Source organism: Streptomyces chisholmiae, from assembly GCF_031845445.1.
Classification (GTDB): domain Bacteria; phylum Actinomycetota; class Actinomycetes; order Streptomycetales; family Streptomycetaceae; genus Streptomyces; species Streptomyces chisholmiae.
In genome coordinates this window covers 110,011-136,384 of sequence record NZ_JAVREO010000007.1, presented here as the reverse complement: position 1 = coordinate 136,384, position 26,374 = coordinate 110,011, and the positions used below count along the sequence as shown (strand labels likewise).

The window sequence follows — 26,374 nt, the reverse complement described above, 5'->3', positions numbered from 1 at the left end:
GGGGCCCTCGCGCCGCGCCACACGGCAGAGCCGGGTCGCCCCGGCGCCCCGGCCGGTCAGGCGCGGGCGATCAGCGCGTACCGCTCGTCGGTGACCGGACCGCCCCACAACAGCGGGCGGTGGCCGAGCTGTTCGACACGGACCTCGGACACCAGGGGGCGGACGGCGTCGGTCAGCTCCCGCGCGGTGACGCCGCCGTGCCACGGCAGCCGCTCCGCGCCCGGCACGTAGGGCGCGGCCTCGCCGGCCTGCCGCCAGCGGCCCTCGACCAGGACCAGCGTGCCGCCGGGGCGCAGCCGCGCGACCCAGGCGCGGAGCGCGGCGGCCGGATCCGCCAGCGTCCACACCAGGTGACGGGAGAGCACCACGTCGAAGGCGGCCGCCCTGGTGGGCGGCTGGGCCGCGTCCCCCACCAGGAATCGGCCGGCCAGGCCCGCGGCGGCCAGCTTGGCCCGGGCGTGCCCCACCATCCGGGGGGCGAGATCCACGCCGGTGACTCGGTGTCCGGCCTCGGCCAGCAGCAGGGTGAGGGAGCCGGTGCCGCAGCCGACGTCGAGGACGTCGGCCGGGGCCCGCGGTATCCAGGAGGCCAGCCGGGCGGCCCAGGCCCCGCGGGTGGCGGCCTGGCGCAGCCCGTGGTCCGGCGCCTGGTCGAAGGCGTCGGCGGCGGCGTCCCAGTACGCCCTGGCGGCGGCGGAATCGGTCATGTCCCGGATCCTGCCAGGAGGCACTGACAACGGCCGCGGGCCCGGGGCGGGTTCAGCCGGTGCGCGGGGCCGCCAGGTGGTCGGCGAGGGCGCGCACGGTGAGGTGTCGCGGCGCCGTGGTGGCGGGCAGGTCGACGCCGGCCTGGCGGCCCAGGTCAGCGGCTGTGGGACACCGCCCCGGCCGGATCCGCGCCGTACGCGCTGACCACCGGTGTCGAGACCGTCTGGCCACCGCGGCGATGCCGAACCCCAGGTCCGAGGCTCCGCGCGGTCCGATGAACGGTTAATTCGCTCGCACCCCCTCGGGGCCCGCCCGTACAGTGCGGGGCATGCCTTACTGCGTGAAGCCCTGGTTCTGCCGCTGACGGCGGCAGAACCCGACTGATTTTTTTCTCGCCCGCCGTCCTGGCCCTGTGCCGGGCGCCTCCGCGTGCTGCCCGGCTCCAAGACGAGCTGAGAGAACACACGCAATGTCACGTACCACCCCTTCTTCCCCCGTTGCCCCTGTCTCCGCCCTGTCGCGGGACCTTCCCGCCGGCGCCGGCGCACATGTGCGCGCCGAGGGGATCGTGGTCCGGCTGGGCGAGCGCACGGTCCTCGCCGGCGCCGACGCGACGGTGTCGGCCGGTTCCCGGCTGGCCGTCGTCGGCGAGAACGGCCGAGGCAAGACCACCCTCCTCCAGGTGCTGGCCGGCACCCTGACGCCCGACGCGGGCACGGTCTCGCGCACCGGAACGCTGGCGCTGGTCGAGCAGACCCTGCACGTCGAGGACGAACGCACCGTCGGTGACCTGCTCACCGAGGCCGTCCGGGACTCGCTGACCGCCCTGGAGCTGCTGGAGCGCGCGACCGAGGCCCTGGCCCAGGGCACGCCCGGCGCGGAGGACGCCTACGCCCGGGCCCTGGAGGCCGCCACCGCGCTGGACGCCTGGGACGCCGAGCGGCGCGTCGATGTCGCCCTGGCAGGACTGGGAGCCTGCACCGACCGGAACCGGCGCCTGGCCACCCTGTCGGTCGGACAGCGCTACCGGGTGCGGCTGGCGGTCGTGCTGGGATCGACCACCGATCTGCTGCTGCTGGACGAGCCCACCAACCACCTGGACGCCGCCGCCCTGGACTTCCTGACCCGCGGGCTGCGCGAGCACCCCGGGGGTGTGGCCGTGGTCAGCCACGACCGGGCCCTGCTGCGGGATGTCGCCACGACCTTCCTGGACCTGGACCCGAGCCGGGACGGCCTGCCCCGCCTCTTCGCGGGCGGCTACGACGGCTGGGTCGACGGCCGCCGTCGGGAACGGGAGCGGTGGGAGCAGGAACACGCCGCCCAGCAGGCCGAACACGCCCAACTGACCAGGGCCGCCGAGGAGGCCCGCGGGCGGCTGCGGACCAGCTGGCGCCCGGACAAGGGCACCGGCAAGCACCAGCGCGCCACCCGTGCCGCCGGGGTCGTGCAGGCGTTCAACCGGCGGGTGGAAGACCTTGAGCGGCACCGGATCACCGTGCCCGAGCCGCCCAGGAGCCTGTCCTGGCCCGAGCTGCCGACCCGGGCCGGGCGCCCGGTGTTGCACGGGCGGGCGCTCACGGTCGCCGGCCGGCTGCACCAGCCGGTCGAGGTGGCGCTCAACGGGGGTGACCGGCTGCTGCTGACCGGCCCCAACGGGGCGGGCAAGTCCACTCTGCTGGGCGTGCTGGCCGGGCGGGTGCGCCCCACCGGGGGCGACCTGCGGGTCCACCCCGACGCGCGGGTGGTCCTGCTGTCCCAGGAGGTGCCCGCCCGGGACCCGGAGCACACCGCCTACCGGGCCTACCAGGCGCGGGTGGAATGGCTCCACGCCCGGGGCCTGCGTGCGGAGGCGCCCTCGCTCAGCGGGCTGGGCCTGCTGGACGCGGTCACCCTGCGCACCCCGGTGGGACGCATGTCCCAGGGCCAGCAGCGGCGCCTGCACCTGGCGATGTGCCTGGCCGAGCGGCCCGACCTGCTGATGCTCGACGAGTTGACCAACCACCTGTCCGCCACCCTGGTGGACGAACTCACCCGGGCACTGACGAGCACCCCCTGCGCGGTCGTACTGGCCACCCACGACCGGCAGCTGCTCCGCGACCTGGCCCACTGGCCCCGCCTGGAGCTGACGGGGGCGAAGCGGGAGTAAAAGCGCCCCCTGCCCGGGCGCCGGTCCGGAGGACAACGGCCACTGGGACCGTCGCCTTGAGCCCCGTTCGGGTGAAGGTCCGCGATCACCCCAGCCCAAGTCGCGGCACAGGCCGTGTCCCCCGCAGGTCGTGTCGCATTGGCCCACGGCTCGCGGGAGCTACGTGTTGTGCTCGGCTTCGGCGGTGTCGCATGGGAGGTCGACTCAACGGATGCGAGTGTGATGCAGGTCATTGCCCCTGTGGTCGTCAGTTCGCGCCGAGGGGGATGCGAGGGAGTCCCAGGTGATCGTCTTCTCTGCCAATCCGGCGGCGGCATCGACGAGTTCGACCGCGTCAACGCGCAGCGGCGCGTGGCTGGGGCGGACTCGATGTACGCGCCGGTGGATGTCGTGGAGGTGGTCGAGGTCGACTTCCTAGGTTGGCGGTAGCGTTGGATATTGGATCTCTCGGAATGTCCGGAGTTTTGCCATAGTTCGTCCTTCCAGTCATCCGCGGTTGCCGAGTGTCGGCAGTCCGCCCGAGACCGTTCGGACACTGCGCCCGCGCCGACTCGCCCGCTTGGCCATCAGCAGTTGACGGGCCATCGTGCTCCACTGCGCTGCCTCATCTTGGTTCCCCGCAGCTCTCTTCTCCCGGCCGGCCGCGAGCATGGCCGCCCGCGTCTTCCCGTACAACGGCTCCGCTATCGAGGACATGGCTCCGCTGATCCGGACCGAACCTTCCGAACCTCGCTGACAGAGCACCAGACGGTGGTCCGCACCGTCTTCCGTCAGGCGCACGGCGTACAGGCCGGCACGGCTACCGCCGAGCGAGATCTTCCCGAGCTGTACCAGGAGTTCCGGGGAGCACGGCAGCAGGACTTGATCCGCTTTGGCGCCACGTGCGGGCGCCAGCGACACGAGGTCGAGATGCTCGCGGTCCCATCGAACCCACATGCCGAGCGTGGGCCAGGCGATGGCGGGGTCGAGCGCGGGGTGCTGCGCCCTCGCGTCCATGCTCGGGTCTCCCGGTCCTTGCACTCGGTTTCGTGGCTGATCGGTCATGACGCGTTCGGTGGCTGGCCGAGCCAGAAGGCGGCGACCGAGGGCTGGTCGATTCCGGCGGTCGAGCCGTCGTGAGCAAGGAATTCGGTCGGAGCTATGTAGCCGTCGCCTGGTTCGAGGCGGATGCGCAGACAGCGCAGCGGGTACCCCGCGGCGACGTACCGGCGGATGTCCTCGGTGTGGGGGTGGTGGCGGTCCAGGTCGGCGTGGAGCGTGCGGCAGATCTGCTGGATGTCGTGGTCGGCGATGAGCAGGTAGCGCGGGCCGGGTCCGAGGTTGAGGCAGAGACGGCGGCGGCTCTGGTGGCGTCTGGGGTACGGCAGCCGGTCGAAGTTGTCGATATGCAGGCCGATGCGTCGGCCGGTGGTGGAGTCCTCTGTGGTGGTGGTCCAGTTGCCGGGGCTGGACGCGCATCCCAGGAGGGTGGTGGGCCAGCGGCCGTTGAGGGGGTCGAGGCGGGCGGCGATTTCGAGCCGGCCGGACAGGTCGTCCGGGTCGAGCGGCGGCAGCGGCCGGCGTACGAACTCGATGCGGATGCTGTCCGACGCCGAGTCGTCGGCCTGGTGCCGCTCGGCCTCGTCGGCGGTGAGGGGGACCCAGTCGCCGCTGGGGACGATGGCGCCGTGGTCGTAGCCGGGCTTACTGCCGGGCTGCCGGACCGGTGCGGTGTCGCACCGGCCGCGTATGTCGTCGTACGTGTCGAATACGAGTCGCGGGCCCATGGCCGTGCCTCCCGAGGGCAGGTGCGAAACTACTTGTCGTCGAGGTCTTCACCGAAGGTGACGTCCAGCTCGGCGGCGAGGGCCTCGGCCAGCTGGAGTGCCTGGGCGTGGTCGATGACGACCTGCTTGAGCGAGGCCAGGCCGCGAAGCTGGGAGAGGTCGTTGCTCCGGAGGTCCAGGCCGCGGTACTTCCCGCCGTCAAACTCGGTCAGCCGTAGATCGCAGTCGTCGATCAGAGCAGCGCCGAGGTCAGCGGCGGCGAAGGTGGTCTCCCACAGCGAGCACTTGGCGAAGATCACGGGGCCGGTGGCCCGGACACGGGTGAGGGTGCTGTAGTCGATCTTGCAGTTCTCGAACAGGACGTTGTCGAGCGTCACGTCTTCGAGTGCGGCGCCCATGAGCTTGCAGTCGCGGAAGACAGCTCGGGAGATCTTGCTGTCGGTCCACCGCAGGGAGGCCAGGTCGCAGCCGGTGAACTCCACGGAGTCGACGCGGAGCTTCTCCAGGCGGGTGCGCTGGACCTTGAGGCTGGTGATCCGCCCATCCATCAGGTGGGTGTCGGCCAGGTCGAGGTCCCGCAGGTCGGCGTCGGCGTAGTGGAACTCCGCCACCCGGCCACGGCCGCCCTCCAGCGAGGTGACGTTGGAGAGGTAGCGGCCCGGCTCGTTCAGGGCAGGGAGCGTGACGCTCGTACGGCGGATCGTGCGGGTGTCCATCAACAGCCTTTCAGCGCAGTGGCTCGGTCGCCGGCGCTGCTGGCATGCCCAGGGGTATGCCAGCAGCGGGACAACTCACTTCTTCTTGTTCCAGTTGTCCCAGGTCGGGCGGTTGTCGAAGGGAGCCGGGTTCTTCGCCCAGTTGTCCCACGTGGGCCGGTTGTCCCACGCTCCTTCAACGATCACCGGGGGCAGGGCGTCGTGCGTGGCTATCAACTCCATCACGACGGGGGTGTCGGATGTGGCGAGTCGGTCCAGGATCTTCATGCAGCAGCCTCCTTGGTTGCGAGCGTGAACAGGGCCGTGGCCAGGGCCTGCCGGGAGACCCGGCAGTAGCTGGTCTCGGTGGTCGTGAGGTCGCCGTTCTCGAAGTAGCGGTTGGCGGCCTGTGCTCCGCGGCAGAAGTCGAAGAACTCGCATTCGGCCTGGCAGCGGTCCAGGCCGGTGAGAAAGTCGCGTACGTAGCGCAGCCGGTGAGCATCACGGAGGATCTCAGGCAGGGGGCGGTCGAGGACGTTGCCGGCTACGAAGTCGCCATACTCGGGCGCCGCCGTGTCCGCGAGTTCCGGGGAGAGCAGGACCACGTCGCCCTTCCAGGAGACGGTGGGGATCGGGTCGAGGCGGCGCCCGTCCCACTCAGCTCTCTGGCCGGAACGGATCAGCTGGAGGTACTCGGCGAGCCGTTCGACTTCCCGGACCGCCGGGGCGCCAGGATGCTCGCGGGTCCAGGTGAGGGTGCGGCGCCAGAACTCCTCGGCCTGGACGGCGGTGGGCGGCTGCCGGTCGGTATTGACCCCTTCGATCTCCTCGATGTTGAAGCCCACCGAATGGCCGCCCTGCGAGGTCAGGAACTCCAGCAGCTCCTCCGGCATGGCGATGCCCAGGGTGCCGACCACCGAGATGACGGAGAACGGGATGCCGTGCTCGCGCAGCTGCGAGATGCCGCGCAGGATCCGGTCGAAGGCGGGCTTGCCTCGCAGGTCGACGCGCTCGGCGTTCAAGGCGGCCGGGCCGTCGATGCTCACCCCGACGCGGACGTCGTACGCGGCCAGCAGGTCGCACCACGTCTCGGTGATCAGCGTCGCGTTGGTCTGTACATAGTGGTGGACTCGGCCCGCCCGCCGCAGGGCCTCGAACGGCGCGAGCAGGGCGGCGAACTTCTGCTGGCCCACGGCAAGCGGCTCCCCGCCGTGCCAGACGACGCCGATCGGATGGCTGCTGTCGTCGAACTGGGCCACCGCCTGCGCCAGGGCCTCGGCCACCTCCAGGGGCATCTGGTGCTTGAGCTTGCGAAACGGCAGGTAGCAGTACCGGCAGTCCAGATTGCACCAGGTCGTGGGCTGTACCACCACGGTCTGCGGGGCCGCGAACCGCTGCTGGTACCGGGCACGCCACGGGAGGGGGCGAGAGCGCATCGGGGTCCTCTCCTCAACGGACAGAGGGCAACGCCGGCCCGCGGCGGGTGCCGCGGAGCGGGATGCGACCACGATCCGTCCCACGATGACCTGTACGCGATGACATCGCGCTGTCATTGCCGATGACATGTCATCGGCGCGGCGCTGACACTGCGCTGAAGTCGCTTCGCCTGCACGGGAGTTCGAGTGCTTCCCGGTGGGCTATCGTGGCGGGGTGCCTCGCTCGATTCTGATCCACGACGGCCAGACCGCCCGCGACATCGGCCTGCTGTACTGCTGCTCGGGCTACCTCGTCGAGCGTGGCAAAGTGCTGCTCGTGCACCACAACCGCTTCGACAAATGGGTTCCTCCAGGCGGTCATATCGAGCCCGGGGAGTCCTTCGCAGGCACGGCGATGCGCGAGTTCAAGGAGGAGACGGGGCTGCTGGTGGAGGCGATCTCCAGCCAGCCGGCCATCCACCCGGCCGACCACAACGCCACTCCTGAACCCGTGCCGTTCTACGTGGACATCGAGCGCGAAGGCTTCCCGACGCCGGCGCTGGTCCAGTTCTTCTACGTCCAGCGGCAGCCGGGCACCCGGGAACAGGCCGTGGAGGCGCAGCTCGAAGAGGTGCGCGGGGCCGCCTGGTTCGGCCTGGAGGACATCGACACCCTCAAGACCTTCGACCAGGTCCGTTCCCTGGCGCGGTTCGCCCTGCTGAACTACCCGGTGGCCGAGGAGCGCGCCAGGGCGTAGGCGGCGCCTACCGCCCCGCGAGGCGATACCCGCTGGCCCCGTCCACCGTGCTGGCCAGCAGTAGCCGGGCCGGGGCGCCACCGAAGGCCGCAGAGACGGCCCGGTTGAGGCGCTGAACGTACTTGGGCACCGAGGACGGGGCGACGTAGAGCTTCGCCGCGATCCCCTCGGTCGACATTCCGGCCTCAGGAGCGTCGTACACGACCTTCACCACGTCGAACAGGCGCTCCGACAGCTCACAAGCCACCCATCCTTCGCTGTCGCGCGCCCCGAGGAGGACGGTCCGGCCAGGACCGAAGGTGACACGGACGATGACCATCTCGGCCGACGCCTCGCTTGCGTCCTCGGAGGCGGGGTCGGCAAGGTTTAACCGGGCCAGACGCTGCATCGCTTCCTCGTAGGCCGACACCGTGTAGTACGCGGCCCGGATGGTGGCGCGCTTGCCCGAGGCACCCGGCTCGTTCCACAGTCCGGCCTCCGGGTCCCACAGATCGTTCATCAACTTCCATGCCTTGGCGAGGCGGGGATCGCGCGGGCTCGCGCCAGCCCGGATGGCGGCCTGGGTGCACAGCGCGTACGCCATGTGCTCCCAGGCCGTGCCCTGCACGTCCTTGTCGTCCTCGACGAACTCCTCCCACCGGTGGTGGTTGTGCAGCAGCCACTGGCCAGCCTCGACGACCACGTCGGACAGCCGCTTGTGCTGCGCCGGGCCGTGCACCCCGCCCACCTCCCGCGGGACGTCCCGGTAGGCGGGCTCGCCGCCGGGCCCAGTTCCGGAACAGACGGCCGACAGCGCGAGCAGGCACAGCGCGGTCTTGCTCGGGCTCGGGTCGGTGTCGATGTAGGTACGCCACCCCCATGCCCCGCTGGGGCGCCGGTGGTAGAGCAGGCCGTGCACTCCGCGGTCGATCAGCGGTTCGACGCGCTCCAGCAGGCTGGTGGTCTCCACCCCGCCGGGTAAGAGGAGTCCGGGGCCGAAGTCGTGGAGGGCGTCTCTGAGCTCGGCGAGCCGGTGCACCACCAGGGCAGTCTGGTGCAGCGAGGTGTCGTCGAGTCCGAGGACTTCGGGCCAGCCGTGGTCTACCTGGTGGTCCTCAAGCCAGCCGACGCACCACGCCGCAGTCTCCGCGACACCGTTGTGGTGGAAGAAACGAGGGTGGGACAACAGTCCGGCCAGGCCGAAGGCGATGAACCGGGTGTGTTCACCACGACCGCCTTTGGGCCGGGGCCGCGAGTGCTCCGGGATGGCGCCGGTGAGGAAGTCGAGCCCTTGGCGAACCGGCTGTCCGGCGATGCCAGCGGCCCGCAGTATCGGCAGAACCTCGCTGGTGTTGACGATCGACGAGACCGAGGTCAGGGTGAGGCCCCACCCGCCGTCGTACCCCTGGTTGTGCAGCAGGGTCCGGGCGGCCTCGCCTGCTCTGGTCTCGAACGCCGCGAGCCCCACCTGCGCACTCTTCATGATTCGCCTCCGCCCCCGAACGACCCGGACCGCCGGTCGGACCGTACCCAACTCACCTACACCCGACGCGCGTTCAGGGTCGAGAGGCTACGGTGCATGGTCATGAAGCCGTGCGTGTCGGCACCCCGTCCCCGTTCACGGACCGGAGATCCGCGAGGTGGTCGGCGAGGGCGCGGACGGTGGGGTGTTGCAGCACCGTGGTGGCGGGCAGCCGGACGCCGAAGGCGGTGCCGAGTCGTTCGGCCAGCTCCACGGCGACCGCCGAACGGCCGCCCAGCTCGAAGAAGTTGTCGTCCAGGCCGATCTCCTGGCGGTCCAGCGCGGCGCGCCAGAGCGCGGCGATGGCCCGCTCGTCGGGCTCGGTTAGTTCGGCCAGTTCGGCGGGCTCCGCCGGTTCCGCCGGGGACGTCCGGGGTGTCGGGGTGGCGGCCGGCCGGTCGGCGGGGGCCGCGCCGACCAGCACGTGGTCCAGGTGGCCGGCGGCGGCCAGCAGCCGGTCGGGCAGCTCGGCGGCGGCCGGCCCCTCGGCGACCAGCCAGCGGCCGGCGCCCCGTTGCCGGGCCGCCCGGGCGTGCGCGATCACCTCGGGGTCGGGGTCCAGCGCCAGCCGGGCGTGCGGCGCGTGTGCGCCGAGTGCCGCCTGGAGGCGGTGGAAGGCGGCTTCGGTGGCCGGCGCGAGCACCGCGGCGTCCAGCCGGCCCCAGCGGGCGACGGCCTCGGCCACCGTGCGCCGCAGCGTCTCGGGCGGGGCGTCGGCCGGCACCCGGGTCAGCTCGTGGCCGGCGGCGGCCAGCCGCCCGGCGAGCGCCAGGTCGGCGCCGGCCAGCAGCACGGTGAGGCCGGACGGTGGGCCGGCGGGCGGGAGTTCGGCCGGTTCCCGGTGCGGCTGCCAGGTGACGGGGCCGCGCACCGCGAGCGGTCCGGCCTCGGGGGTCAGGGCGGCGGCCAGCACCTGGTCGAGGTCGGCGGCGGCGTCGAGATCGACCTGGTGGCGGCCGGTGCGGGCGGCCAGCCGGGCGTGGGCGGGCCGGGTCAGGTCGGGGCCGAGCACCCCGAGGGCGCCGGTGGTGAGCAGCACGGTGGTGGCCGTCGCGGTCAGCTCGTCGGCGGCCAGCGCTTCGGTCAGCGTGGCGACCGAGGCCGTCGGGTCGTCGTCGCCCGGGGCCAGGCCGAAGGCGTGCAGCACGGTGCGGGGCACACCCACCAGCTCGCCTGGCAGCCGGGCCAGGTCGGCGGGGCCGGCGACGGTGAAGTCGCCGTCGGGCAGCGCCGCGAGGGCCGCGCCGGGCCGGACGACGGCCGTCTCGGCGCCGGCCCGCAGCAGCCGGTCGGCGAGCGCCTCGCCGACCGGGTCGGCGACCAGCAGCAGCCAGGGGCCGGCCAGCCGCAGCCGCCGGTCCAGGTCGTGCACGGGCAGCGCGCGCCGGCGCCAGGTCGGCAGCCACAGCTCGCCGCCGGGCCCGGCGACCGGGTCGATCCAGTGGCGGCGGCGCTGGAACGGGTAGGTGGGCAGCGGCAGTCGCCGGCCCCGCCCGCCGTGCAGCGCGGCCCAGTCCAGGCGGCTGCCGGCCAGCCAGAGCCGGGCCAGCGCGGTGACCAGCCAGCCGGCCTGATCGTCGGTGGCCTCGGCCGGGTCGAGGGTCTCCCGGCCGTCGTCGGCGAGCGTGACGCCGGCTCGGCGCAGCCCGTCGGCCAGCTCGGCGGTGCCGAGCAACCGTTCGGTGGCGGCGGCGAGTTCGGGCCCCGTCGGGCCGGTGAGTCGGACCTTCGGCGGGCGCCGCCCGGCCCGGCCGTCCAGCCAGCGCGCCGGGTCGGCGAGCGCGGCCAGCGCGTCGGCGTGGTCGGTGACGACCACCGCCCGGCGCAGCGGCAGCGCGCCGCGGGAGACCTGGAGGGTGTGGGCGAGGTCGGCCAGTTCGTCGGCGGGCCGCTCGGCCAACTCGGCGCGCAGCCGGCGGGTCAGCGTCTCCAGCGCGGCCGGGTCGGCGGCGGAGAGGGTCAGCAGGTGCGGGCCCGGGCGCGGGGCGGGGGCCGGCCGGCCGGGTGGTTCGGCCAGCACCACGTGGGCGTTGGTACCGCCGACGCCGAAGGCGCTGACGCCGGCGCGGCGCGGGGTGGGGCCGGCGGGCCAGGGCTGGTTCTCGGTGAGCACGGTGAGCCGGTCGGCGGCGTCGGCCAGCGCCGGGTTGGGCGTGGTGTGGCCGGCGGTGGCCGGCAGCACCCCGTCGCGCAGCGCCAGCGCGGCCCGGATCAGGCCGGTCACGCCGGCGGCCCGGTCCAGGTGGCCGATCAGCGGCTTGGCCGAGCCGAGCACGCAGGGCCGGTCCCGTGGGCCGGCGAACACCCGGCTGAGCGCGGCGAGTTCGATGGCGTCGCCGAGCGGGGTGCCGACCGCGTGGCACTCGACGTAGTCGATGCTCGCCGGGGCGACGCCGGCGACGGCCTGGGCGGTCTCGATCACGGCGGCCTGGCCGGCGACGCCGGGGGCCGCGTAGCCGGCGCGGTCGCGGCCGTCGTTGTTGACGGCGGAGCCGAGGATGACGGCGTGTACCTGGTCGCCGTCGGCCAGCGCGTCGGCCAGCCGCTTGAGCGCGACAACGGCGGCGCCGGCGCCCATCACGGTGCCGTCGGCGGCGGCGTCCAGGCTGGCGACCCGGCCGGTGGGCGAGAGGATGTCGCCCACCGCGTGCTGGTAGCCGGCGGGTTGCGGCAGCGGCAGGTGGGCGCCGCCGGCCAGGGCCAGGTCGCACTCGAAGGTGAGCAGGCTCTGGCAGGCCAGGTGGACGGCGACCAGCGAGGTGGAGCAGTAGGTCTGCACGGTGAGGCTGGGGCCGCCGAGGCCGAGCTTGAACGAGACCAGCGAGGTCAGCGAGTCGCGTTCCACGCCGGCCGCCAACAGCCGTCCGCCGTCCGGCTGTTGGGCCAGGTCGGGGAGGTGCCGGGTGAGGTAGTCGGGGAACGCGCAGCCGGCGAAGAGGCCGACCGGCGGGCCGGGGTCGACCGGCGGGTAGCCGGCCGACTCCAGGGCTTCCCAGGAGCACTCCAGCAGCAGCCGGTGGTGCGGCTCCAGGGTCTCCGCCTCGCGGTCGGCGAGGCCGAAGGCGACCGCGTCGAACTCCTCAAGGCCCGGCACCGGGCCGCCGACGGGCACGTAGCCGGGGCCGGCCGGGACGCCGGCGGCGACCCGTTCGGCCTCGGTGATCTCCCGGAGCCCTGGCCTGCCGGCGCGTTGGGCGCGCCACAGCTCGGCCACGGTCTGGGCGCCGGGGAAGCGGCCGGCCATGCCGACGATGGCGACGGCGCCGTCGTGCGCGTCGTCCTCGGCCGGCGCCGGGTGCTGTTGCTCGGTTGCGTTCACGGCGGGTCCCTGCCTCGTTCGTGCCGGTCAGACCAGGTGGCTGCGGCCCCACCCGTGGGCGAGCCGGTAGGTGGCGAAGGCGCCGGTGGCCACGGCGATGGCCAGGCAGACCAGGGCCGGTTGGAGGGTGCCGGCGGCGTCGCCGTCGACGGCGGCGCGCAGCATCAGAAGGCCCCAGTAGCCGGGCGAGAACGGCGCCACGTCCTGCGCCCAGTCGGGCATCATCTCCACCGGCAGGAAGGTGCCGCCGATGGTGGAGACCAGGATGGCGCCGACGTCGCAGGCGACGATCAGGTCGCCCCGGCTGCGCACCACGGTGGCCAGCGCGGCGCCCATGGCCAGCAGGGTGATGCCCCAGACCGACATGCCCAGCAGCAGCAGCGGCAGCGAGACGGGCAGCGGCATGCCGATGACGGCGATCCCGTAGACGAAGAGCACCGTCTGCTGGAAGAGCAGCACGATGAAGACCGGCACCGCCTTGCCGACCAGCAGCTCCCAGCGGGCGGCCCGGCTGGCCCGCAGCCGGTCCCAGGTGCGCCACTCGCGTTCCACGAAGATGGCGTTGCCGACGATGGCCATGGCGAAGACGGAGAACATCACCAGCTGTCCTGTGACGGCGTGCACCGTGCCGGTCTCCAGCGCCTCCTCGTACAGCGGCTGCAGCATCAGCATGAACACCATCGGCGTCACCAGGTAGCTGACCAGCTGGGAGGGGTCGCGCAGGCGCAGCAGCAGGTTGTAGCCGACCAGGGCGCGGGTGCGGTGCAGGGCGCCGCCGAGGGCGACGGCCGTCGGCGCGGACTCAGTTGACATGGCTGACCGCCAGGGAGTGGTAGAGGTCGTCGAGGGAGGGGTGGCGCAGTTCGACCGACTCGACGGGGCGGCGGACGGTGCGCAGGATCTCCAGCAGGGCGCCGGTGGGGTCCTGGGAGGAGACGTGGACCTCCTCGTCGGCCGCGGTCACCCGCACCTCGCCGGGCAGGCCGTCGAGGAGTTCGGCGCTGGTGCCGCGGGCGATGATCTTGCCCTTGGCGGCGACCGCGATGGTGGCCTGGAGGTCCATCAGTTCGGACAGGTAGTGGGTGGTGTAGATGACGGCGGTGCCCTCGGCGGCGCGCTGTTTGACGACGTCGAGGAGCGCGGCGCGGGTCTCCGGGTCGGCGCCGGCGGTCGGCTCGTCGAGCAGCAGCAGGCTGGGCCGGTGGATCAGCGCGGTGGCGGCCTGCGCCCGGCGCTGCTGGCCGCCGGAGAGCAGCCCGGCCCGGCGGTCCAGGAAGTCGGTCAGCTGGAGCGCGACGGCCAGCTCCTCGATGGCGTCGGCCAGCGCGGCCTTCCGCAGGCCGGCGATGCCGCCGTACAGCTTGAGGTGCTCGCGGACCGACAACGGGCGGTAGAGCGCGATGTGTTGGGGCGAGATGCCGATCTCGCCCCGGGTCTCGGCCGGGGAGCGGCCGGCGATCAGCACGGTGCCGCTGTCGGGCTTGAGCAGCCCGGAGACCATCTCCACGAAGGTGGTCTTGCCGGCGCCGTTGTGGCCGACGAGGCCGACGATCTCGCCGGCGGCGACGGACAGGCTGAAGCCGTCCAGCGCGCGGACCTCGTCGTACTGTTTGGTGAGTTCGGTGGCTTCTAGCACGGGACCTCCTGGGACGCGGGGGGTGTCGCCCGCACCGTCCGGCGCAGGGCGGCGCGGTCGAACTTGCCGTTGACGGATCGGGGCAGCTCGGCGCGGACCTCGATGTGGGCCGGCACCATGTAGGCCGGCAGGGTCGCGGCCAGCGCGCCGCGCAGCTCCGGCACGGACGGGCCGGGGCCGTCGTCGGTGGCGGCGACCAGCAGCACGATGCGCTGCCCCAGCTCCTCGTCCGGCACCCCGAAGGCGACCGCCTCGCCGACCAGCCCGGAGGCGTAGGCGGCCTCCTCGACCTCGGTGGGGCTGACCCGGTAGCCGGAGGTCTTGATCAGGTCGTCGTCGCGGCCGACGAAGTAGAGGTAGCCCTCCTCGTCCCGGTAGGCGATGTCGCCCGACCAGACGGCGGTCTCCGGCCGGCCGGCGAGCGGCTCGCCGGGCAGCGGGCGGAAGCGGCGCGCGGTGCGCTCCGGGTCGCGCCAGTAGCCGAGGGCGACCAGCGCGCCCCGGTGCACCAACTCGCCGTGCTCGCCCGGCTCGCAGGCGGTGCCGTCGGGTCGAACGAGCAGGATCTCGGCGTTGGGCACGGCCTTCCCGATGGAGTCGGGGCGGCGGTCCACCTGCGCCGGATCGAGGTAGGTGGAGCGGAACGCCTCGGTGAGGCCGTACATCAGGTAGGGCTCGGCGGCCGGGAAGATCCGGCGCAGGGTGTCGAGGGTGGCGCGCGGCAGCCGGCCGCCGGTGTTGGCGAAGTACCGCAGGGCGGTGGTGGCCTCGGCCGGCCACCGCTCGGCGGCCAGCCGCAGCCACAGCGGCGGCACGCAGGTCAGGCCGGTCACCCGGTGTCGGGCGCAGAGCCGGACCAGTTGGGCGGGCCTGAGGTAGTTGGCCAGCACCAGGTGGGCGCCGGCGACCAGCGCGGTGGTGAGCTGGCTGAGGCCGGCGTCGAAGCTGAGCGGCAGCGCGCCGAGCAGCACGTCGTCTGGGGTGTGCCGCAGGTAGCCGGCGACGCTTGCGGCGCCGGCCAGCAGGTTGGCGTGCGAGAGGAGCACGCCCTTGGGGCCGCCGGTGCTGCCCGAGGTGTAGAGGATGGCGGCCGGGTCCTGGTCGATCACCGGTCCGGGGGCGTGCCGGTCCAGCGGTTCGGCGGCCAGCCAGCGGCCCCACTCGGGTGTGCCGAAGGCGACCACCCGGGGCGGCGGCTCCGTGGCTGCGGCGGGTCCGTCCACCGCGTCGGCCAGGGCGGCCTCGACGGTGGCCCGCCGCTCCCCGGTGGTGACCAGCAGGCGGGGGGCGCAGTCGGCGACCACCTGCCGCACCTGGCCCGCCCGGAACAGCGGGTTCAGCGGCACGAAGACCGCCCCGGCCGCGGCGGCGGCCAGCAGCGTGACGACCGTCTCCAGCCGCTTCTCGGCGTAGACGGCGATCCGGTCGCCGCGCCCGACGCCGGCGGCGCGCAGCCCGGCGGCGACCCGGGAGACCTGGTCGGCGAGCCGCGCGTAGGTCAGCGTCTCGTCCCGGTAGGTGAGGGCCGGGCGGTCCGGCTCGCCGCGGTCGAGCAGCTGGTCGACGCGGAGCGGGGGCCGCTCAGGCATCGGCGAACCTCTCGGCCGGCAGGACCCCGCCGACCGCCGCCCACAGCGAGCCGACCGTCTCGAAGGTCTCCTCGGTGATCAGCTCGTCGGGCAGATCCAGGCCGAAGGTCTCCTCCAGGTGGGTCAGCAGCTGGACCACGCCCATCGAGTCGAGCCCCAGCGCGGCGAGGTCGTCCGCCGGGGCGAGGTTCTCGTCGCTCGCGTAGGGCAGATGCGCCACCAGGGCCTTCCGGAACGTGCGGGGTATGTCCATCGTCGTCACCCAGTTCTCCTCGGACTGCGGGGTCACCCGCCGGTGCGCGCCCGAGCCAACCACCGGCCCACCTCACCGCGCTCTCATCCCGCTACCACCGGCCCGATGGCGGGTTGGTAGTGGCGTGATGAGCGGCTCTGCCACGGTGTCCCGACCCAGGTCCCCGCCCGGCGGCCCAGCGAAGGTGGCCGGGCTCTGGTCCCCGCACACAGGTTTCGGAGGAGACATGGCCACGGCTGCCCTGCCGCTCATCGGACTGGCCCCGAGCGTGGACGAACGAGGCGAGGCACGGCGGGAGGACACCGCCTCGGCGCTGTACCGGTACGCCGTGGCCCGCGGCGAGCTGGGCCCACTCGACCTGGCCGCCGCCGAACTGGGCGTGCCCGTGGGCGCGTTGCTGGTGGCCGCGACCCGCCTGGTGGAGCTGCGGCTGCTGGCCACCGACGAGGACCGGCTGGTGCCCACCTCCCCGGAGGCCGCCACCGACCTGCTGGTCTCCCCCATCGAACGGGCCATCTACCGGCGCCGGGAGCTGGCCGACCGGCTGCGGGACGACCTGCGCGCGGTGACCGCGCCCGGCCCGGACGCGGCGGGCCCCTCCGCCCCCGCGGGGGGCGGCACGCTGACCGGGGTGGCCGAGATCCGGGGGCTGTTCAAGACGGTCGCCGGAACCTGCTGGCGGGAGCTGGTGGTGCTGCGCCCTGGCCAGGTGGCGGAGGAGGTGCTGGACGAGCTGCTCGACCCCTGCTTCGAGGTGCTGGACCGCGCGGTGCCCACCCGGGTGCTGGCGCCGCACCGCAGCCGGACCGGGTTCGCCGCGCGGGCCAGGGCCACCCGGCTGGCCTCGGCCGGGGCCGAGCTGCGCACGCTCAGTGAGGTGCCGCGCGCCGCGGTGGTCTTCGACCGCTCGCTGGCGGTGCTGATCAGCCTCACCGAGCAGGGCGAGCCGACGGCCCGCGAGGTGCGGGACCCGGACGTGGTGCGGTTCCTGCTGGAGCTGTTCGAGCAACTGTGGGCGGACGCCACCCCGTTCGGCGCCGACGGGCCCGGCTACGCGGACGCGGCCGACGACCTGCGGCAGTCGCTGGCCAGGATGATGGCGCAGGGGCTGACCGACGAGGTGGTGGCGCGCCGGCTCGGCATGTCGGTGCGCACCTGCCGGCGGCACATCGCCGGCCTGCTACGGGAGTTGGACGCGGTCAGCCGCTTCCAGGCCGGCGTCAGGGCCGCCGGCCGCTTCCCGCTCGGCGCGCGGTCCCCGGCGGGCGACGCGGGCTGACCGCCCCCCGCCGGCCCGCCGGGCGGCCTGCCGCCGCGGGTCGTGCCAAGCGCCGGCCCGTCCGGCGGTCTCCCGGGCGCGGGCCGGCGGGCGCGGTGCGCGTTCCCGCCGAACGCGCGCCGCCCGGCGGCCAGTTCGCCGCCGGCCGCGCGTTCCGCGCGCGGTGGCGCGTGGCCCGTAGGCTGCGGGAATGGTGGAGAGCGTCGTGTTGCTGCCCAGCGTGCTCCTCGGCCCCGCGTCCCTGGGGCCGCTGGGCGCCGAGTTGACGGCGCGCGGCCGGTCGGTCGTGGTGGCGGACACCGCTGGCGCGACCACACCGGCCGAGGTCGCAGCCCGGTACCGCGCGGCCAGCCCCGGGGAGCCGGCCGCCTGGGTCGCCCACAGCAACGCCGGCCTGTACCTGCCCGCCCTGCTCGGGGAGCGCCCGGACGATGTCGGGGTGCTGGTGGACGCCGCGCTACCGGGCCCCGCGCCCGCCGCCTCGGCCGCCGGGGAACGGCTCGACGCACTGCGTCAACTCGCCGACCCGGACGGCTTGTTGCCGGCCTGGGACGCGTGGTGGGGTCCGCAGCGGCTCGCCGCGCTGCTGCCCGACGCACGGCACCGACAGGCCCTGGCCGAGAGCGCGCCCCGGCTGCCGCTGAGCTACTTCACCACCCCGGTGCCGGTGCCGGCCGACGGCGGGACCGAGGCGCGGCTGGCCTGGCTGTCCTTCGACGGCCCCTACGCCTCCGACCGGGAGGCGATGGCCGCCGCCGGCCGGCCGACCCGGCACCTGCCGGGCGGGCATCTGAGCCCGCTGACCCAGCCGGCCAGGGTCGCCGCCGCGATCGAGGAGCTGATCGGGCGGCTGCGCGCCCCCTGACGGCGCGGCAGGCCTTCGGGCGCCGCCCACCCGCCGCCCGCCGGGCACGTCGGGGACACCCGGGTGCGTTCCGGGCGACTTTCAAAGCGCCTTTCCGTATTCCCGCGCGCTACCGCGCTTTTCTTTCGCGCCCATTCTTCCATATTCGACTTTCCTCGCTCTTTCCTGACGCTTTCTTCGCGACGACTGCGTAACCGTCACCCCGGCCCGCCGGCATCAAGTGGCATTCCCCGACCGGGTTCCACTAACCTGCGACTCGCGTAACGAACCGACTCACTGCGATAACGGGGGAATTACCTGTGCGCTCAACGAAGCGAATGATCGCGCCGGCCGCGGCGGTGGCCGTCGCCCTGCTGCTCACCGGGTGCGACGACGATGACGGCGGCAGCGGCCCCGGGATCGGCGGCCTCAGCTCCGGCGGGCTCGGCGAGGACGGCGGCGCCGAACTGCCCGACATAGGCGATCTCGAACTGGAGACCACGGGCGGCTTCGGCGAGGGCGAGGACGGCCCGCCGCCGGTCGAGGCCAACGAGGACTGGCTCGCCCGCTGGGAGTCCGGCGGCATCACCCTCTACACCACCACGGACGGCGTCCTCTACGGGAACGCCGGCACCGGCGAGGTCTGCACCGGGTCCGGCATCATGGGCGGCCTCGACTGGGAGCCGGCACTGCTCTCCTGCACCGACGCCCCGAAGAACGCGACGTTCCGCCTCAACGGCGACTCCATCGCGGTGGAATGGAGCGACCGGACCGAGGAGCTGACCCGGGCGGAAAGCCTCGCGGGCCAGACCGTGGATCTCACGGCGCTGGAGAGCACCATTCTCAACTGACCCCGCAAGGGGCGCACACGCGCCAGGGCCGTGGATATCGTGGGGGCGATATCCACGGCCCGCGGCCTTTCCGGCCTGGATGTCGCCGGCCCAAAGGGCAGGTGCTCTCCCTGGATGCCGCACGGCGCTTCCCAGCTGGCAGAGGTTGGCGTCCGGAATACCGCGAACCGTGTTCCTCTCCCAGACGTCGCTGGCCGGGCGGGAAGAGCCGCACCCCGTATATCCGTTGCGTGCTCCCCGCGGTAGCCCGACTGTGGTCTCGTCGTCGTTGACCGGGAAGGGGAGATCATGTCAGCTGTCGCTGTTGTCGGAGCGGGAATCGTCGGCGCCTCGGTGGCCTACCACCTGGCGCGCCGGGGCGTCCCGGTGACTCTGCTCGACCGAGGCCCCTCACCGGCGACCGGAGTGACGGGCAGCTCTTTCGCCTGGATCGGTGGCTGCGGAGGGGACTGGCCCGGCGGGGCGCGGGATCTGCGCGAATCCGTACTGGCGGACTACCGGCGTTTGGCGACCGAACTACCTGACGTGGCCGTCCGCTGGACAGGCTCCCTGACCTGGACCAACCCTCGGGCCCGGCACGACTCCCCGTTGGAGCCCGGCCGGTTCCCGGTCGGCGGGAGTGAGATCGCCGCGCTGGAACCCAACCTGCGGAACCCTCCGGAGCGGGCCGTCCATACGCCCAGCGACGGAGGCGTCGATCCCACGGCACTGACCAACGTGCTCGTGGATGCTGCTCGCACCCATGGGGCAAGGGTGATCCACAACTCGGCCGTGACCTCCCTGGCGATGGCGGGCGGACAGGTCAAGGGCGTGCGGTCCGCGACCGGATTCCACGCCGCTGAGACGGTCGTGCTCGCCGCTGGGACCGACACCCCCCGGCTGTGCGAGCCCCTGCTGGCCGCTGTGCCGGTCGCCACCCCACCGGTCTGCCACGTGCGGCTCACCGCGCCAGCGGGTCTGGTCAGGACCATCGTTGCCTGCCCCGACTTCGAGGTCCGAGAGGTTCGTGACGGCGAACTCTCGCTGACGCTGCCGCTGGCCGGCGGCCCGCGAGCGACATCGTCCGAGCAGGTCGCGCACGACGCGCTCCGACAGGTGCGGACCGCCTTCCGAGGAAGCGAACGTTGCCGCTTCCTCGGCTACCGCATCTGTAGGCCACCGATGCCCGCTCAGGGGCCGGTCGTCGGATTCGCGGCACGAGACCGATCCGTCTACGTGGCCGTCATGCACTCGGGCATGACCCTGGCGCCCACCGTCGGACGGCTCGTCGCGGACGAACTCGTGACCGGCCGACCGGCCTTCGAGCTACGGCGCTGTCGCCCGCGCGGTCCTGTCCGGTAGACATCCCTCACATCTCATCGTCCCGGAGGTCGAACCCGTCCGCACCCGGCTGGGTCACCGCGTGGTGCGCGCCTTGGTCGAGCGGATTCCATCGACACACGATCCGCGCGGAGGAGGTGAGGCAAACGACCCTGTCCGCACCCCGGGTCCCGTTCTTTACCGTGCGGGCGACCTCACCGATGAGAGCCTACCTGGGCGCCCGCGACCGGTCGGGCCGTCAGCCCTTCCCCCCACGAAGTGCCGCCGCGACGACAGTCGGCCGGATCGCCGAGACGACACGAACCCTCGCCACACGCTACGAAGCGTCACCCGAGCGGAGCGTTCTCCCGACCGGGCACCGGGCCGGGCGGGCCCGCGGCGATGCTCGGGGCGCCCTCGTTCACTCCGCCGATCCGGGCATCTCGCGCCGTCTGGCCTGGAAGCGCGCCTTCTTCTGACGGTTCCCGCAGGTGTTCATGTCGCACCATCTGCGGGTGCGGCTCTGGCTGGTGTCGAAGAAGGCGGCCCGGCAGGTCGGCGACGCGCACAGGGCCAGCCTGCCGTCCCGTTCGCCCGCGATGACGCTGACCGCGTCGGCGGCGATCACGCTGAGGGCGTCCTCCACCCGGGAGGTCGAGCCGAGCCGCCAGCGCCGCGCGCCCTCGGGGGTCAGGATCGCCGCGGCCCGGCCCCGCACGCTGCGGTCGTTGATGACCTGGACAGCGGACGCGGGCAGAGCCTCCCGCAGCGCGGCGGCGGTCGCGGCGGCGTGAATGGACTCCCGCAGCTCCCGGGCGAGGTCGAGCTGGGCGGCGGTGCAGGAGCCGACGGGGAGGCCGCTGACCGCCAGCCAGTCAACGAGGCGGTGCGGCACGGGAATGCGCTCCACGGCGTCGCCGTGACGCTCCGACAGGGTCCCCGTGAAGCTGGTCGCCAGCACGCTGCCGAGGCGGAAGTCAGGGAACCCAGTACGCATGGAACCAGCTTAGCCGGTTGCGGTGCGACCCCGGAGGCTGCTAGAACCGGCTTAGCCGGTTCCACAATGGCCAGGAGGTCTCATGCCCCGTCCCACCCACGACGTGCGGCCCTTCGAAGCCCGCGCGACCGACGCCGACCTCGACGACCTACGGGCGCGGCTGGCCGCGGCGCGGCTACCGGAGGCCGAGACGGTCCACCGCGCGGCGCCCGACCCCCGCCGCTGGGACCAGGGCGTGCCGCTCGCCGACCTGGTCGATGTCGTGCACTACTGGCGCACCGGCTACGACTGGCGGTTGTTCGAGGAGCGCCTGGACCGGATCGGCCAGTTCCGCACGACCATCGACGGTCTGGGCATCCACTTCCTGCACCGCCGATCCGCGCGCCCCGACGCCACCCCGCTGCTCCTGACGCACGGCTGGCCGGGCAGCGTCGCCGAGTTCGTCGACGTGGTGGACGAGCTGGCCCATCCGAAGGACGCGGACGCGCCCGCGTTCCACGTCGTGGCCCCGTCGCTGCCGGGCTTCGGCCACAGCGACAAGCCGGCCACCACCGGGTGGGGCACGGAGCGGATCGCCGCCGCCTGGGTGGAACTGATGGGACGGCTCGGCTACCACAGGTTCGCCGCCCACGGCGGCGACTGGGGCGGGAACATCACCACGGTGCTCGGCGGCAGGTTCCCGGCGCACGTGCTCGGCATCCACACCACGTTCGCCGAGGCGCCGCCCGGGCTGACGACCGAGGGGCTGACGGCGGTCGAGCGCGAGTGGACCGAGCAGACCCGCCATTTCTGGCGGCACCGCGCGGCGTACGCGAAGCAGCAGGCGACCCGGCCGCAGACCATCGGCTACGCGCTCGTCGACTCGCCGGTCGGGCTGCTCGCCTGGCTCCTCGACAAGTTCGCCGAGTGGTCGGACACCGAGGACAGCCCGTTCGAGACGATCTCCCGAGACCGGATTCTCGACAACGTCACCCTGTACTGGCTGACCCGGAGCGGCGCGTCGGCGGCCCGCATCTACTACGAGAGTCACAACGCGCTGGACCCCGACCTCCGGGTCGACGTCCCGTCGGCGGTGACCATGTATCCCCGCGACATCGAGAAGTGCCCGCAGCCCTGGGCGCGGGAGCGGTACCGCCACATCGTCCGGTGGAACTCCCCGCCAGCCGGCGGGCACTTCCCGTCCCTGGAGGTCCCCGAGTACTTCGTCAGGGATCTGCGGGATGGCCTCGCGGCGGTGCTGGCCTCGGGGGACGGCGACCCGGCGGTCGGTCGGCGGTCGGCGGTGTGAGCGGCCACGGTCAGTGAGCCGCCGCGCCCAGCGCGTCCCGGCCCGGTCCCGTGACATGACCGGCCACGACTCGTTGCCCCGGGCACGAGGAGCTTCGGTGAAGGCGGTGGACGTGGCGAGCGGCGTGCGGGTGGGCCGGCCCCTGTCGGCGGGCGGGGTGGCGGGTCGGTACGACGCGGTGGTGGTCGGGTCCGGGGTCGGCGGGCTGACCACGGCGGTCTGCCTGGCGCGCCAGGGCCGGCGGGTGGCGGTGTTCGAGCAGCACTACACCGCGGGCGGCTACACCCACGCCTACCGGCGGCGCGGCTGGGAGTGGGACGTCGGCATCCACTACGTCGGCCAGCTGTCGGAGCGTGAGCCGGTGCGGGTGCTCTCCGACTACCTGACCGGCGGCACGCTGGAGTGGGCACCGCTGGGTGATCCGTATGACGAGTACCGACTGGGCGGGGAGGTGCACCGGGCGCCGGTCGGGTTCGACGCCTACCGCGCCGGGCTGATCGCGCGCTTCCCGGCCGAGCGGGCCGGCATCGAGGCGCTGTTCGCGTTGATCGGCCGGTGCCGGGCGGTGCTGCCGACGCTCGCGCTCGGGCGACTGTCCGGACCGGTGGTGCGGCGCCTGGCCCGGGTGCTGCGGGCGGCCGCCGTGCCACCGCGGGCGCTGCGGCCGGCCCGCGAGGTGGTGGGCGAACTGGTCGGCGACGAGCGGCTGCGGCAGGCGGTGCTCACCCCGAGCGCGCTGCTGCTCGCCGACTCCACCGCCCGGCTGCCGTTCTTCATGGTCGCGGTGCTGTTCGAGCACTTCCGCACCGGCGCCTGGTACCCGGTCGGTGGCAGTGCGGCGATCGCGCGCGCCATGCTCGCGCCGATCCGGGCCGCGGGCGGCGAGGTGTTCGTGCGGGCACCGGTGGACCGGATCGAGCTGGCCGGCGCGCGGGCGGTGGGCGTGGTGCTCGCGGACGGCACCCGGGTGCGGGCACCGGTGGTGGTCAGCGCGGCCGGCGCGCAGAACACCTTCGACACGCTGCTCCCCCACCGACCCGGCAGCGCCCGCCGGGCGGCCGGGATGCGGCGCGGCTTCCCGTTCGTCCTGCTCTTCCTCGGTCTCGACGGTGACCCGGCGGAGCTCGGCCTGCCCCGGCACAACCTGATGGTGACCGACGGCGACTGCGACGCCTTCTTCGACGGCTCGGCCGGTCGCACCAGTGGCCTGTTCCTCTCGTTCTCCTGCGCCAAGGACCCGACCTGGAGCGCACGCCATCCCGGACGGTCCACCGGCGAGGTGCTCGCCTACGTGCGGCCCGAGCTGTTCGAGCCCTTCCGGGGGTCGCGGTCGGGTCAGCGCGACCCGGCGTACCAGGCCCTCAAGGCCGACCTCACCGCCGAGCTGCTCGACCAGCTGCACCGTCAACTGCCACGCACCAGGGGCCGCGTGGCCTACCACGAACTGGGCACTCCGCTGACCGCCGAGCACTTCGGCGGCTGGCCGGGCGGCAGTCTCTACGGGCTGGCCAAGGACGTCGCCGGCTTCGGTACCGGCCGGCGGGCCGGCCACGCGCACTGGCTGCGCCCGCGCACCGAGGTCGAGGGCCTCTACCTCTCGGGCCAGGACTGCCTGGCCGGCGGCTTCCTCGGCGCGGTCACCGGTGGCCTGCTGGCAGCGCACGAGGCCCTCGGCCGCGTCGATCGGGCCCGCCTGTGGGCGGGACTGCTGCGCCGGGGGATGCGACCGGCCGCGCGGTGACGGTGTGGGGACTTCGTGCCCGCGACGTCCCCGCCGGGCACGGGATCCGTCCGCGGACCACGGATCCCACCGGACCCGCTTCGAACGCGGCCACCTCGTCGAACGCCCGAACCCCTCTCGGCGTGCGCGGCCTCGGCCGATCTGGGGAAGCCGGGGGGATCTCAGGCACGCGTGCGCCGTATGTGCAGGTGGCCATCGCGGGGGAAGGAGGGCGGTGCCGCGGGCAGGACGGTGTCGAAGTCGTAGCGGCTCTTCTGCGCGACCCGGCACGATGCCAGGTTGTCCACCTGGTGCAGGAGTTCGAGACGCTCCAGCCCGGCGGCTTCGAAGGTGTGAAAGGCCCAGTTGGTGAGCGCCTCCAGAGCGCGCGGGGCCACTCCCCGCCCGCGAGCGTGCGCCGTGGTCCAGTAGCCCACCTCGGCCGCGGGTTTGCCGGGGACGACTTCCTTGAGGACCACGTTGCCCACCAACTGTTCGCGAGCTGAACCGCGTTGTGCCTCAAGGACGGCGAAGCCGAACCGGTCCCCCGCTGCCCAGCCCCGCTGCTGGGCCCGCACCCACCGTGCCCCGTCAGCGTCGTTGTCCACGACAGAGCTTGCCCACTGACGCAGTGCGGGATCCCGGCTCACCTCGACCAATGCGGCAACGTCCGCCATCCGCCAGGGGCGAAGAACCAGAGCGGGAAGAGCCGGCGTGGCGGCTACCCGAAGTACGACAGGGGCATTCAGCAACCGACGATATGCGGCGGTGTTCTCACCCGACGCCAGCCGCGTCCGGCCCATACCGCCTTGCGACCGCCCCGTCATTACCGCGTCCGGACGCTCAGGGCCTGGACGGACCAGTCGAACGCCGGTGTCAGACTCTCCGGGGCCGGCCAGCCGTTGACCACTGCCAGCAGGTGGAGGTAACGCTCCCTGCGGGGGTCGTTCACGCTCTCCAGCCGCGTCACCAGCCGGCGGCGAAGCTGGACGTCGTCTGGGCAGCCGAGGAGGCGCGCGTAGTGCGCCGTGCACGCCGCGACGATCGGATCGGCCTGGGGCGAGGCCGGATCAAGGCCGGCGGCCAGGGCCGGGCGTGCCTGGTCACGCACGACGGCGGCGATGTCGCGGCGCGGGCCCAGCACGTCGCTTCGGGCCTGATCGGCTGCCAGTTCCTCGATCATGCGCCGCATCATGGCGCGGAAATCCGGGTCCAGGGACATCTCAGCCAACGCCACCCACGCCTGGACCTGCTCCCTCTCCGGGCTGTCGGGCGGCTCGGGGGTCAGCGAGCGCATGGCCGCCGCGCATGCGGGGACGGCGGCAAGTCCGCCGAAGACGGCATCGAGGAAATCACCGATCAGACGTCGGCGTTCGTCCTCGGAGAGTTGGGCCAGCCGGTGCATGAGTGCCATCTCCTCGGGTGTGGATCCGCGCTCCGCCACCGCCATCAACACCGCGCGCCGTAGGCGCAGGACGCGGATCTGTGCTGCCAGTGCGTCGGCGTGCGCCGCGGCGACTTCGGAAAGCGAGAGCTCGCGGTCCGCGACCTTGCGGATCGTCGGGAGGTCCAGTCCCAGGTCGCGCAGGGTCCGCACGAGGTCCAGGCGTGCGACGGCGTCGGTGTCGTACCGGCGGTAGCCGGCCGGGCTGCGGTCTGCCGGCGCCACGATTCCGCGATCGGAGTAGAACCGGATGGTCTTGACCGTGAGACCCGTCTGCTGAGCAAGCTCGCCGATCGAGTAGAGCGTGTCGCCGTCCATGCCCCCACCTTCGTGTCTCCCCCTACTGGAGGCTCAAGCCCCGACGCCCGGTACCGCTTCCGGGCTGGCTCCGCCATCCTGGCCCTGGACCCGGCGGCGCCCCGGGTCCGTTCCCCGTCCCGGAGCCGAAGGAGCACGCCCATGACCGCCCTGCCCCGCAACCGTGTGCGCGCCGTCGCGGCCACCGCCGCCGCCGTGCTGCTTGGCCTGGCCGGCGCGGGCCAGGCCGCCGCCGCGCCCGGCGGTGCCACCCTCCACACCGGGCCCGAGCTGACCGGCGCCGCGATCGACCTGGACCTGGCCGATGCCGGGACCTGCCAGGCGCTGCCGGAGCCCGCCCGGTCCGGCGTCAACCTGTCGGGCCAGGACGTCACCCTCTACTTCCACGCGGACTGCCGGCCGGGCGCCCCGGGAGGCGGCGGTGACCTGACGTATGTGCTGGGAGGTCTGCACACCGGCACCTTCCCCTACCCGGCGCTGAGTTACCGGGTCGCGCCGGCCAACTGAGGCCGTCGTGCCGGCTGTTCCCCGCCCGGGTTCGGTGCCCGG

The 26,374-nt window shown here is 73.5% G+C and carries 24 protein-coding genes; 9 read left to right on the top strand and 15 right to left on the bottom strand.

Translation table 11 applies throughout. The features are described 5' to 3' along the window. Positions 1-56: 56 nt before the first annotated feature. A complete protein-coding gene (locus RM844_RS13710) occupies positions 57-707 on the bottom strand; it encodes a class I SAM-dependent methyltransferase (RefSeq protein WP_311667404.1) in 651 nt (216 codons plus the stop codon). A 470-nt stretch (positions 708-1,177) separates the two neighbouring features. Here RM844_RS13710 and RM844_RS13705 point away from each other — a divergent pair, with 470 nt between their 5' ends. Beyond that, entirely contained in the window at positions 1,178-2,854 is a 1,677-nt protein-coding gene (locus RM844_RS13705; RefSeq protein ID WP_311667403.1) for an ABC-F family ATP-binding cassette domain-containing protein, read from the top strand. Between the two features lie 486 nt (positions 2,855-3,340). Here RM844_RS13705 and RM844_RS13700 read toward each other — a convergent pair whose 3' ends face one another. The 5 genes from RM844_RS13700 to amcB all read right to left on the bottom strand — a co-directional run bounded on the left by RM844_RS13700 (position 3,341) and on the right by amcB (position 6,751). Continuing rightward, positions 3,341-3,850, bottom strand: a complete 510-nt coding sequence (locus RM844_RS13700) for a hypothetical protein (protein WP_311667402.1) — start codon at positions 3,848-3,850, stop codon at positions 3,341-3,343. Positions 3,851-3,894: 44 nt separating this feature from the next. After that, complete coding sequence (locus RM844_RS13695) at positions 3,895-4,620, bottom strand: hypothetical protein (RefSeq protein WP_311667401.1); 726 nt, start codon at positions 4,618-4,620, stop codon at positions 3,895-3,897. A gap of 29 nt (positions 4,621-4,649) precedes the next feature. Then, positions 4,650-5,336: a pentapeptide repeat-containing protein gene (locus RM844_RS13690; RefSeq protein WP_311667400.1), complete on the bottom strand. Its 687-nt coding sequence runs from the start codon at positions 5,334-5,336 to the stop codon at positions 4,650-4,652. Between the two features lie 75 nt (positions 5,337-5,411). Continuing rightward, the gene (gene amcA / locus RM844_RS13685; RefSeq protein ID WP_311667399.1) at positions 5,412-5,603 is read right to left on the bottom strand and encodes a multiple cyclophane-containing RiPP AmcA; all 192 of its coding nucleotides are present in this window, start codon (positions 5,601-5,603) and stop codon (positions 5,412-5,414) included. Further along, positions 5,600-6,751: a cyclophane-forming radical SAM peptide maturase AmcB gene (gene amcB, locus RM844_RS13680; RefSeq protein ID WP_311667398.1), complete on the bottom strand. Its 1,152-nt coding sequence runs from the start codon at positions 6,749-6,751 to the stop codon at positions 5,600-5,602. Before amcB ends, amcA begins: the two co-directional genes overlap by 4 nt. Before the next feature lie 214 nt (positions 6,752-6,965). On the opposite strand from amcB, the gene RM844_RS13675 reads away from it, so the two are divergent. After that, positions 6,966-7,487: an NUDIX hydrolase gene (locus tag RM844_RS13675; protein ID WP_311667397.1), complete on the top strand. Its 522-nt coding sequence runs from the start codon at positions 6,966-6,968 to the stop codon at positions 7,485-7,487. Between the two features lie 7 nt (positions 7,488-7,494). On the opposite strand, the gene RM844_RS13670 is transcribed toward RM844_RS13675, so the two are convergent. The 6 genes from RM844_RS13670 to RM844_RS13645 form a co-directional block, all read right to left on the bottom strand. Continuing rightward, entirely contained in the window at positions 7,495-8,949 is a 1,455-nt protein-coding gene (locus tag RM844_RS13670; protein ID WP_311667396.1) for a prenyltransferase/squalene oxidase repeat-containing protein, read from the bottom strand. 100 nt (positions 8,950-9,049) lie between these two features. Further along, the gene (locus RM844_RS13665) at positions 9,050-12,307 is read right to left on the bottom strand and encodes a beta-ketoacyl synthase N-terminal-like domain-containing protein (RefSeq protein WP_311667394.1); all 3,258 of its coding nucleotides are present in this window, start codon (positions 12,305-12,307) and stop codon (positions 9,050-9,052) included. A 27-nt stretch (positions 12,308-12,334) separates the two neighbouring features. Then, complete coding sequence (locus RM844_RS13660; protein WP_311667392.1) at positions 12,335-13,120, bottom strand: ABC transporter permease; 786 nt, start codon at positions 13,118-13,120, stop codon at positions 12,335-12,337. Then, complete coding sequence (locus RM844_RS13655) at positions 13,110-13,943, bottom strand: ABC transporter ATP-binding protein (RefSeq protein ID WP_311667390.1); 834 nt, start codon at positions 13,941-13,943, stop codon at positions 13,110-13,112. The genes RM844_RS13660 and RM844_RS13655 overlap by 11 nt, the downstream gene beginning before the upstream one ends. Next, positions 13,937-15,532 carry an acyl-CoA ligase (AMP-forming), exosortase A system-associated gene (locus RM844_RS13650; protein WP_311667389.1) on the bottom strand — a complete coding sequence of 532 codons (1,596 nt, stop codon included), beginning with the start codon at positions 15,530-15,532 and terminating at the stop codon, positions 13,937-13,939. The genes RM844_RS13655 and RM844_RS13650 overlap by 7 nt, the downstream gene beginning before the upstream one ends. Next, positions 15,525-15,785 (bottom strand): phosphopantetheine-binding protein, encoded by a 261-nt coding sequence (locus tag RM844_RS13645; protein ID WP_311667624.1) that lies wholly within the window; start codon positions 15,783-15,785, stop codon positions 15,525-15,527. Before RM844_RS13645 ends, RM844_RS13650 begins: the two co-directional genes overlap by 8 nt. 226 nt (positions 15,786-16,011) lie before the next feature. On the opposite strand from RM844_RS13645, the gene RM844_RS13640 reads away from it, so the two are divergent. The 4 genes from RM844_RS13640 (at position 16,012) to RM844_RS13625 (ending at position 20,100) form a co-directional block, all read left to right on the top strand. Beyond that, positions 16,012-17,064, top strand: a complete 1,053-nt coding sequence (locus RM844_RS13640) for a helix-turn-helix transcriptional regulator (RefSeq protein ID WP_311667388.1) — start codon at positions 16,012-16,014, stop codon at positions 17,062-17,064. Between the two features lie 190 nt (positions 17,065-17,254). Beyond that, positions 17,255-17,929 carry a hypothetical protein gene (locus tag RM844_RS13635; RefSeq protein ID WP_311667387.1) on the top strand — a complete coding sequence of 225 codons (675 nt, stop codon included), beginning with the start codon at positions 17,255-17,257 and terminating at the stop codon, positions 17,927-17,929. A 317-nt stretch (positions 17,930-18,246) separates the two neighbouring features. Further along, positions 18,247-18,759 carry a hypothetical protein gene (locus tag RM844_RS13630; RefSeq protein ID WP_311667386.1) on the top strand — a complete coding sequence of 171 codons (513 nt, stop codon included), beginning with the start codon at positions 18,247-18,249 and terminating at the stop codon, positions 18,757-18,759. Positions 18,760-19,047: 288 nt separating this feature from the next. Beyond that, positions 19,048-20,100 (top strand): NAD(P)/FAD-dependent oxidoreductase, encoded by a 1,053-nt coding sequence (locus tag RM844_RS13625; protein WP_311667385.1) that lies wholly within the window; start codon positions 19,048-19,050, stop codon positions 20,098-20,100. A gap of 379 nt (positions 20,101-20,479) precedes the next feature. On the opposite strand, the gene RM844_RS13620 is transcribed toward RM844_RS13625, so the two are convergent. Then, positions 20,480-21,055 (bottom strand): CGNR zinc finger domain-containing protein, encoded by a 576-nt coding sequence (locus RM844_RS13620; RefSeq protein WP_311667384.1) that lies wholly within the window; start codon positions 21,053-21,055, stop codon positions 20,480-20,482. A gap of 82 nt (positions 21,056-21,137) precedes the next feature. On the opposite strand from RM844_RS13620, the gene RM844_RS13615 reads away from it, so the two are divergent. Continuing rightward, positions 21,138-22,343, top strand: a complete 1,206-nt coding sequence (locus RM844_RS13615; RefSeq protein WP_311667383.1) for an epoxide hydrolase family protein — start codon at positions 21,138-21,140, stop codon at positions 22,341-22,343. Between the two features lie 97 nt (positions 22,344-22,440). Continuing rightward, positions 22,441-24,084 carry a phytoene desaturase family protein gene (locus RM844_RS13610; protein WP_311667382.1) on the top strand — a complete coding sequence of 548 codons (1,644 nt, stop codon included), beginning with the start codon at positions 22,441-22,443 and terminating at the stop codon, positions 24,082-24,084. Positions 24,085-24,245: 161 nt separating this feature from the next. On the opposite strand, the gene RM844_RS13605 is transcribed toward RM844_RS13610, so the two are convergent. Further along, on the bottom strand, positions 24,246-24,812 hold the full coding sequence (locus RM844_RS13605) for a GNAT family N-acetyltransferase (protein WP_311667623.1): 567 nt from the start codon (positions 24,810-24,812) through the stop codon (positions 24,246-24,248). Positions 24,813-24,889: 77 nt separating this feature from the next. Further along, a complete protein-coding gene (locus RM844_RS13600; RefSeq protein WP_311667381.1) occupies positions 24,890-25,825 on the bottom strand; it encodes a MerR family transcriptional regulator in 936 nt (311 codons plus the stop codon). 141 nt (positions 25,826-25,966) lie between these two features. Here RM844_RS13600 and RM844_RS13595 point away from each other — a divergent pair, with 141 nt between their 5' ends. Next, complete coding sequence (locus tag RM844_RS13595) at positions 25,967-26,332, top strand: hypothetical protein (protein ID WP_311667380.1); 366 nt, start codon at positions 25,967-25,969, stop codon at positions 26,330-26,332. Positions 26,333-26,374 lie beyond the last annotated feature (42 nt).

Coding starts and splice junctions, on each gene's coding strand:
- amcB (WP_311667398.1), bottom strand. CDS start 6,751: ATGCGCTCTCGCCCCCTCCCGTGGCGTGCCCGGTACCAGCAGCGGTTC.
- RM844_RS13600 (WP_311667381.1), bottom strand. CDS start 25,825: ATGGACGGCGACACGCTCTACTCGATCGGCGAGCTTGCTCAGCAGACG.
- RM844_RS13690 (WP_311667400.1), bottom strand. CDS start 5,336: ATGGACACCCGCACGATCCGCCGTACGAGCGTCACGCTCCCTGCCCTG.
- RM844_RS13710 (WP_311667404.1), bottom strand. CDS start 707: ATGACCGATTCCGCCGCCGCCAGGGCGTACTGGGACGCCGCCGCCGAC.
- RM844_RS13615 (WP_311667383.1), top strand. CDS start 21,138: ATGCCCCGTCCCACCCACGACGTGCGGCCCTTCGAAGCCCGCGCGACC.
- RM844_RS13635 (WP_311667387.1), top strand. CDS start 17,255: ATGGTGGAGAGCGTCGTGTTGCTGCCCAGCGTGCTCCTCGGCCCCGCG.
- amcA (WP_311667399.1), bottom strand. CDS start 5,603: ATGAAGATCCTGGACCGACTCGCCACATCCGACACCCCCGTCGTGATG.
- RM844_RS13625 (WP_311667385.1), top strand. CDS start 19,048: ATGTCAGCTGTCGCTGTTGTCGGAGCGGGAATCGTCGGCGCCTCGGTG.
- RM844_RS13650 (WP_311667389.1), bottom strand. CDS start 15,532: ATGCCTGAGCGGCCCCCGCTCCGCGTCGACCAGCTGCTCGACCGCGGC.
- RM844_RS13645 (WP_311667624.1), bottom strand. CDS start 15,785: ATGGACATACCCCGCACGTTCCGGAAGGCCCTGGTGGCGCATCTGCCC.
- RM844_RS13670 (WP_311667396.1), bottom strand. CDS start 8,949: ATGAAGAGTGCGCAGGTGGGGCTCGCGGCGTTCGAGACCAGAGCAGGC.
- RM844_RS13630 (WP_311667386.1), top strand. CDS start 18,247: ATGATCGCGCCGGCCGCGGCGGTGGCCGTCGCCCTGCTGCTCACCGGG.
- RM844_RS13695 (WP_311667401.1), bottom strand. CDS start 4,620: ATGGGCCCGCGACTCGTATTCGACACGTACGACGACATACGCGGCCGG.
- RM844_RS13660 (WP_311667392.1), bottom strand. CDS start 13,120: ATGTCAACTGAGTCCGCGCCGACGGCCGTCGCCCTCGGCGGCGCCCTG.
- RM844_RS13700 (WP_311667402.1), bottom strand. CDS start 3,850: ATGGACGCGAGGGCGCAGCACCCCGCGCTCGACCCCGCCATCGCCTGG.
- RM844_RS13620 (WP_311667384.1), bottom strand. CDS start 21,055: ATGCGTACTGGGTTCCCTGACTTCCGCCTCGGCAGCGTGCTGGCGACC.
- RM844_RS13640 (WP_311667388.1), top strand. CDS start 16,012: ATGGCCACGGCTGCCCTGCCGCTCATCGGACTGGCCCCGAGCGTGGAC.
- RM844_RS13705 (WP_311667403.1), top strand. CDS start 1,178: ATGTCACGTACCACCCCTTCTTCCCCCGTTGCCCCTGTCTCCGCCCTG.
- RM844_RS13595 (WP_311667380.1), top strand. CDS start 25,967: ATGACCGCCCTGCCCCGCAACCGTGTGCGCGCCGTCGCGGCCACCGCC.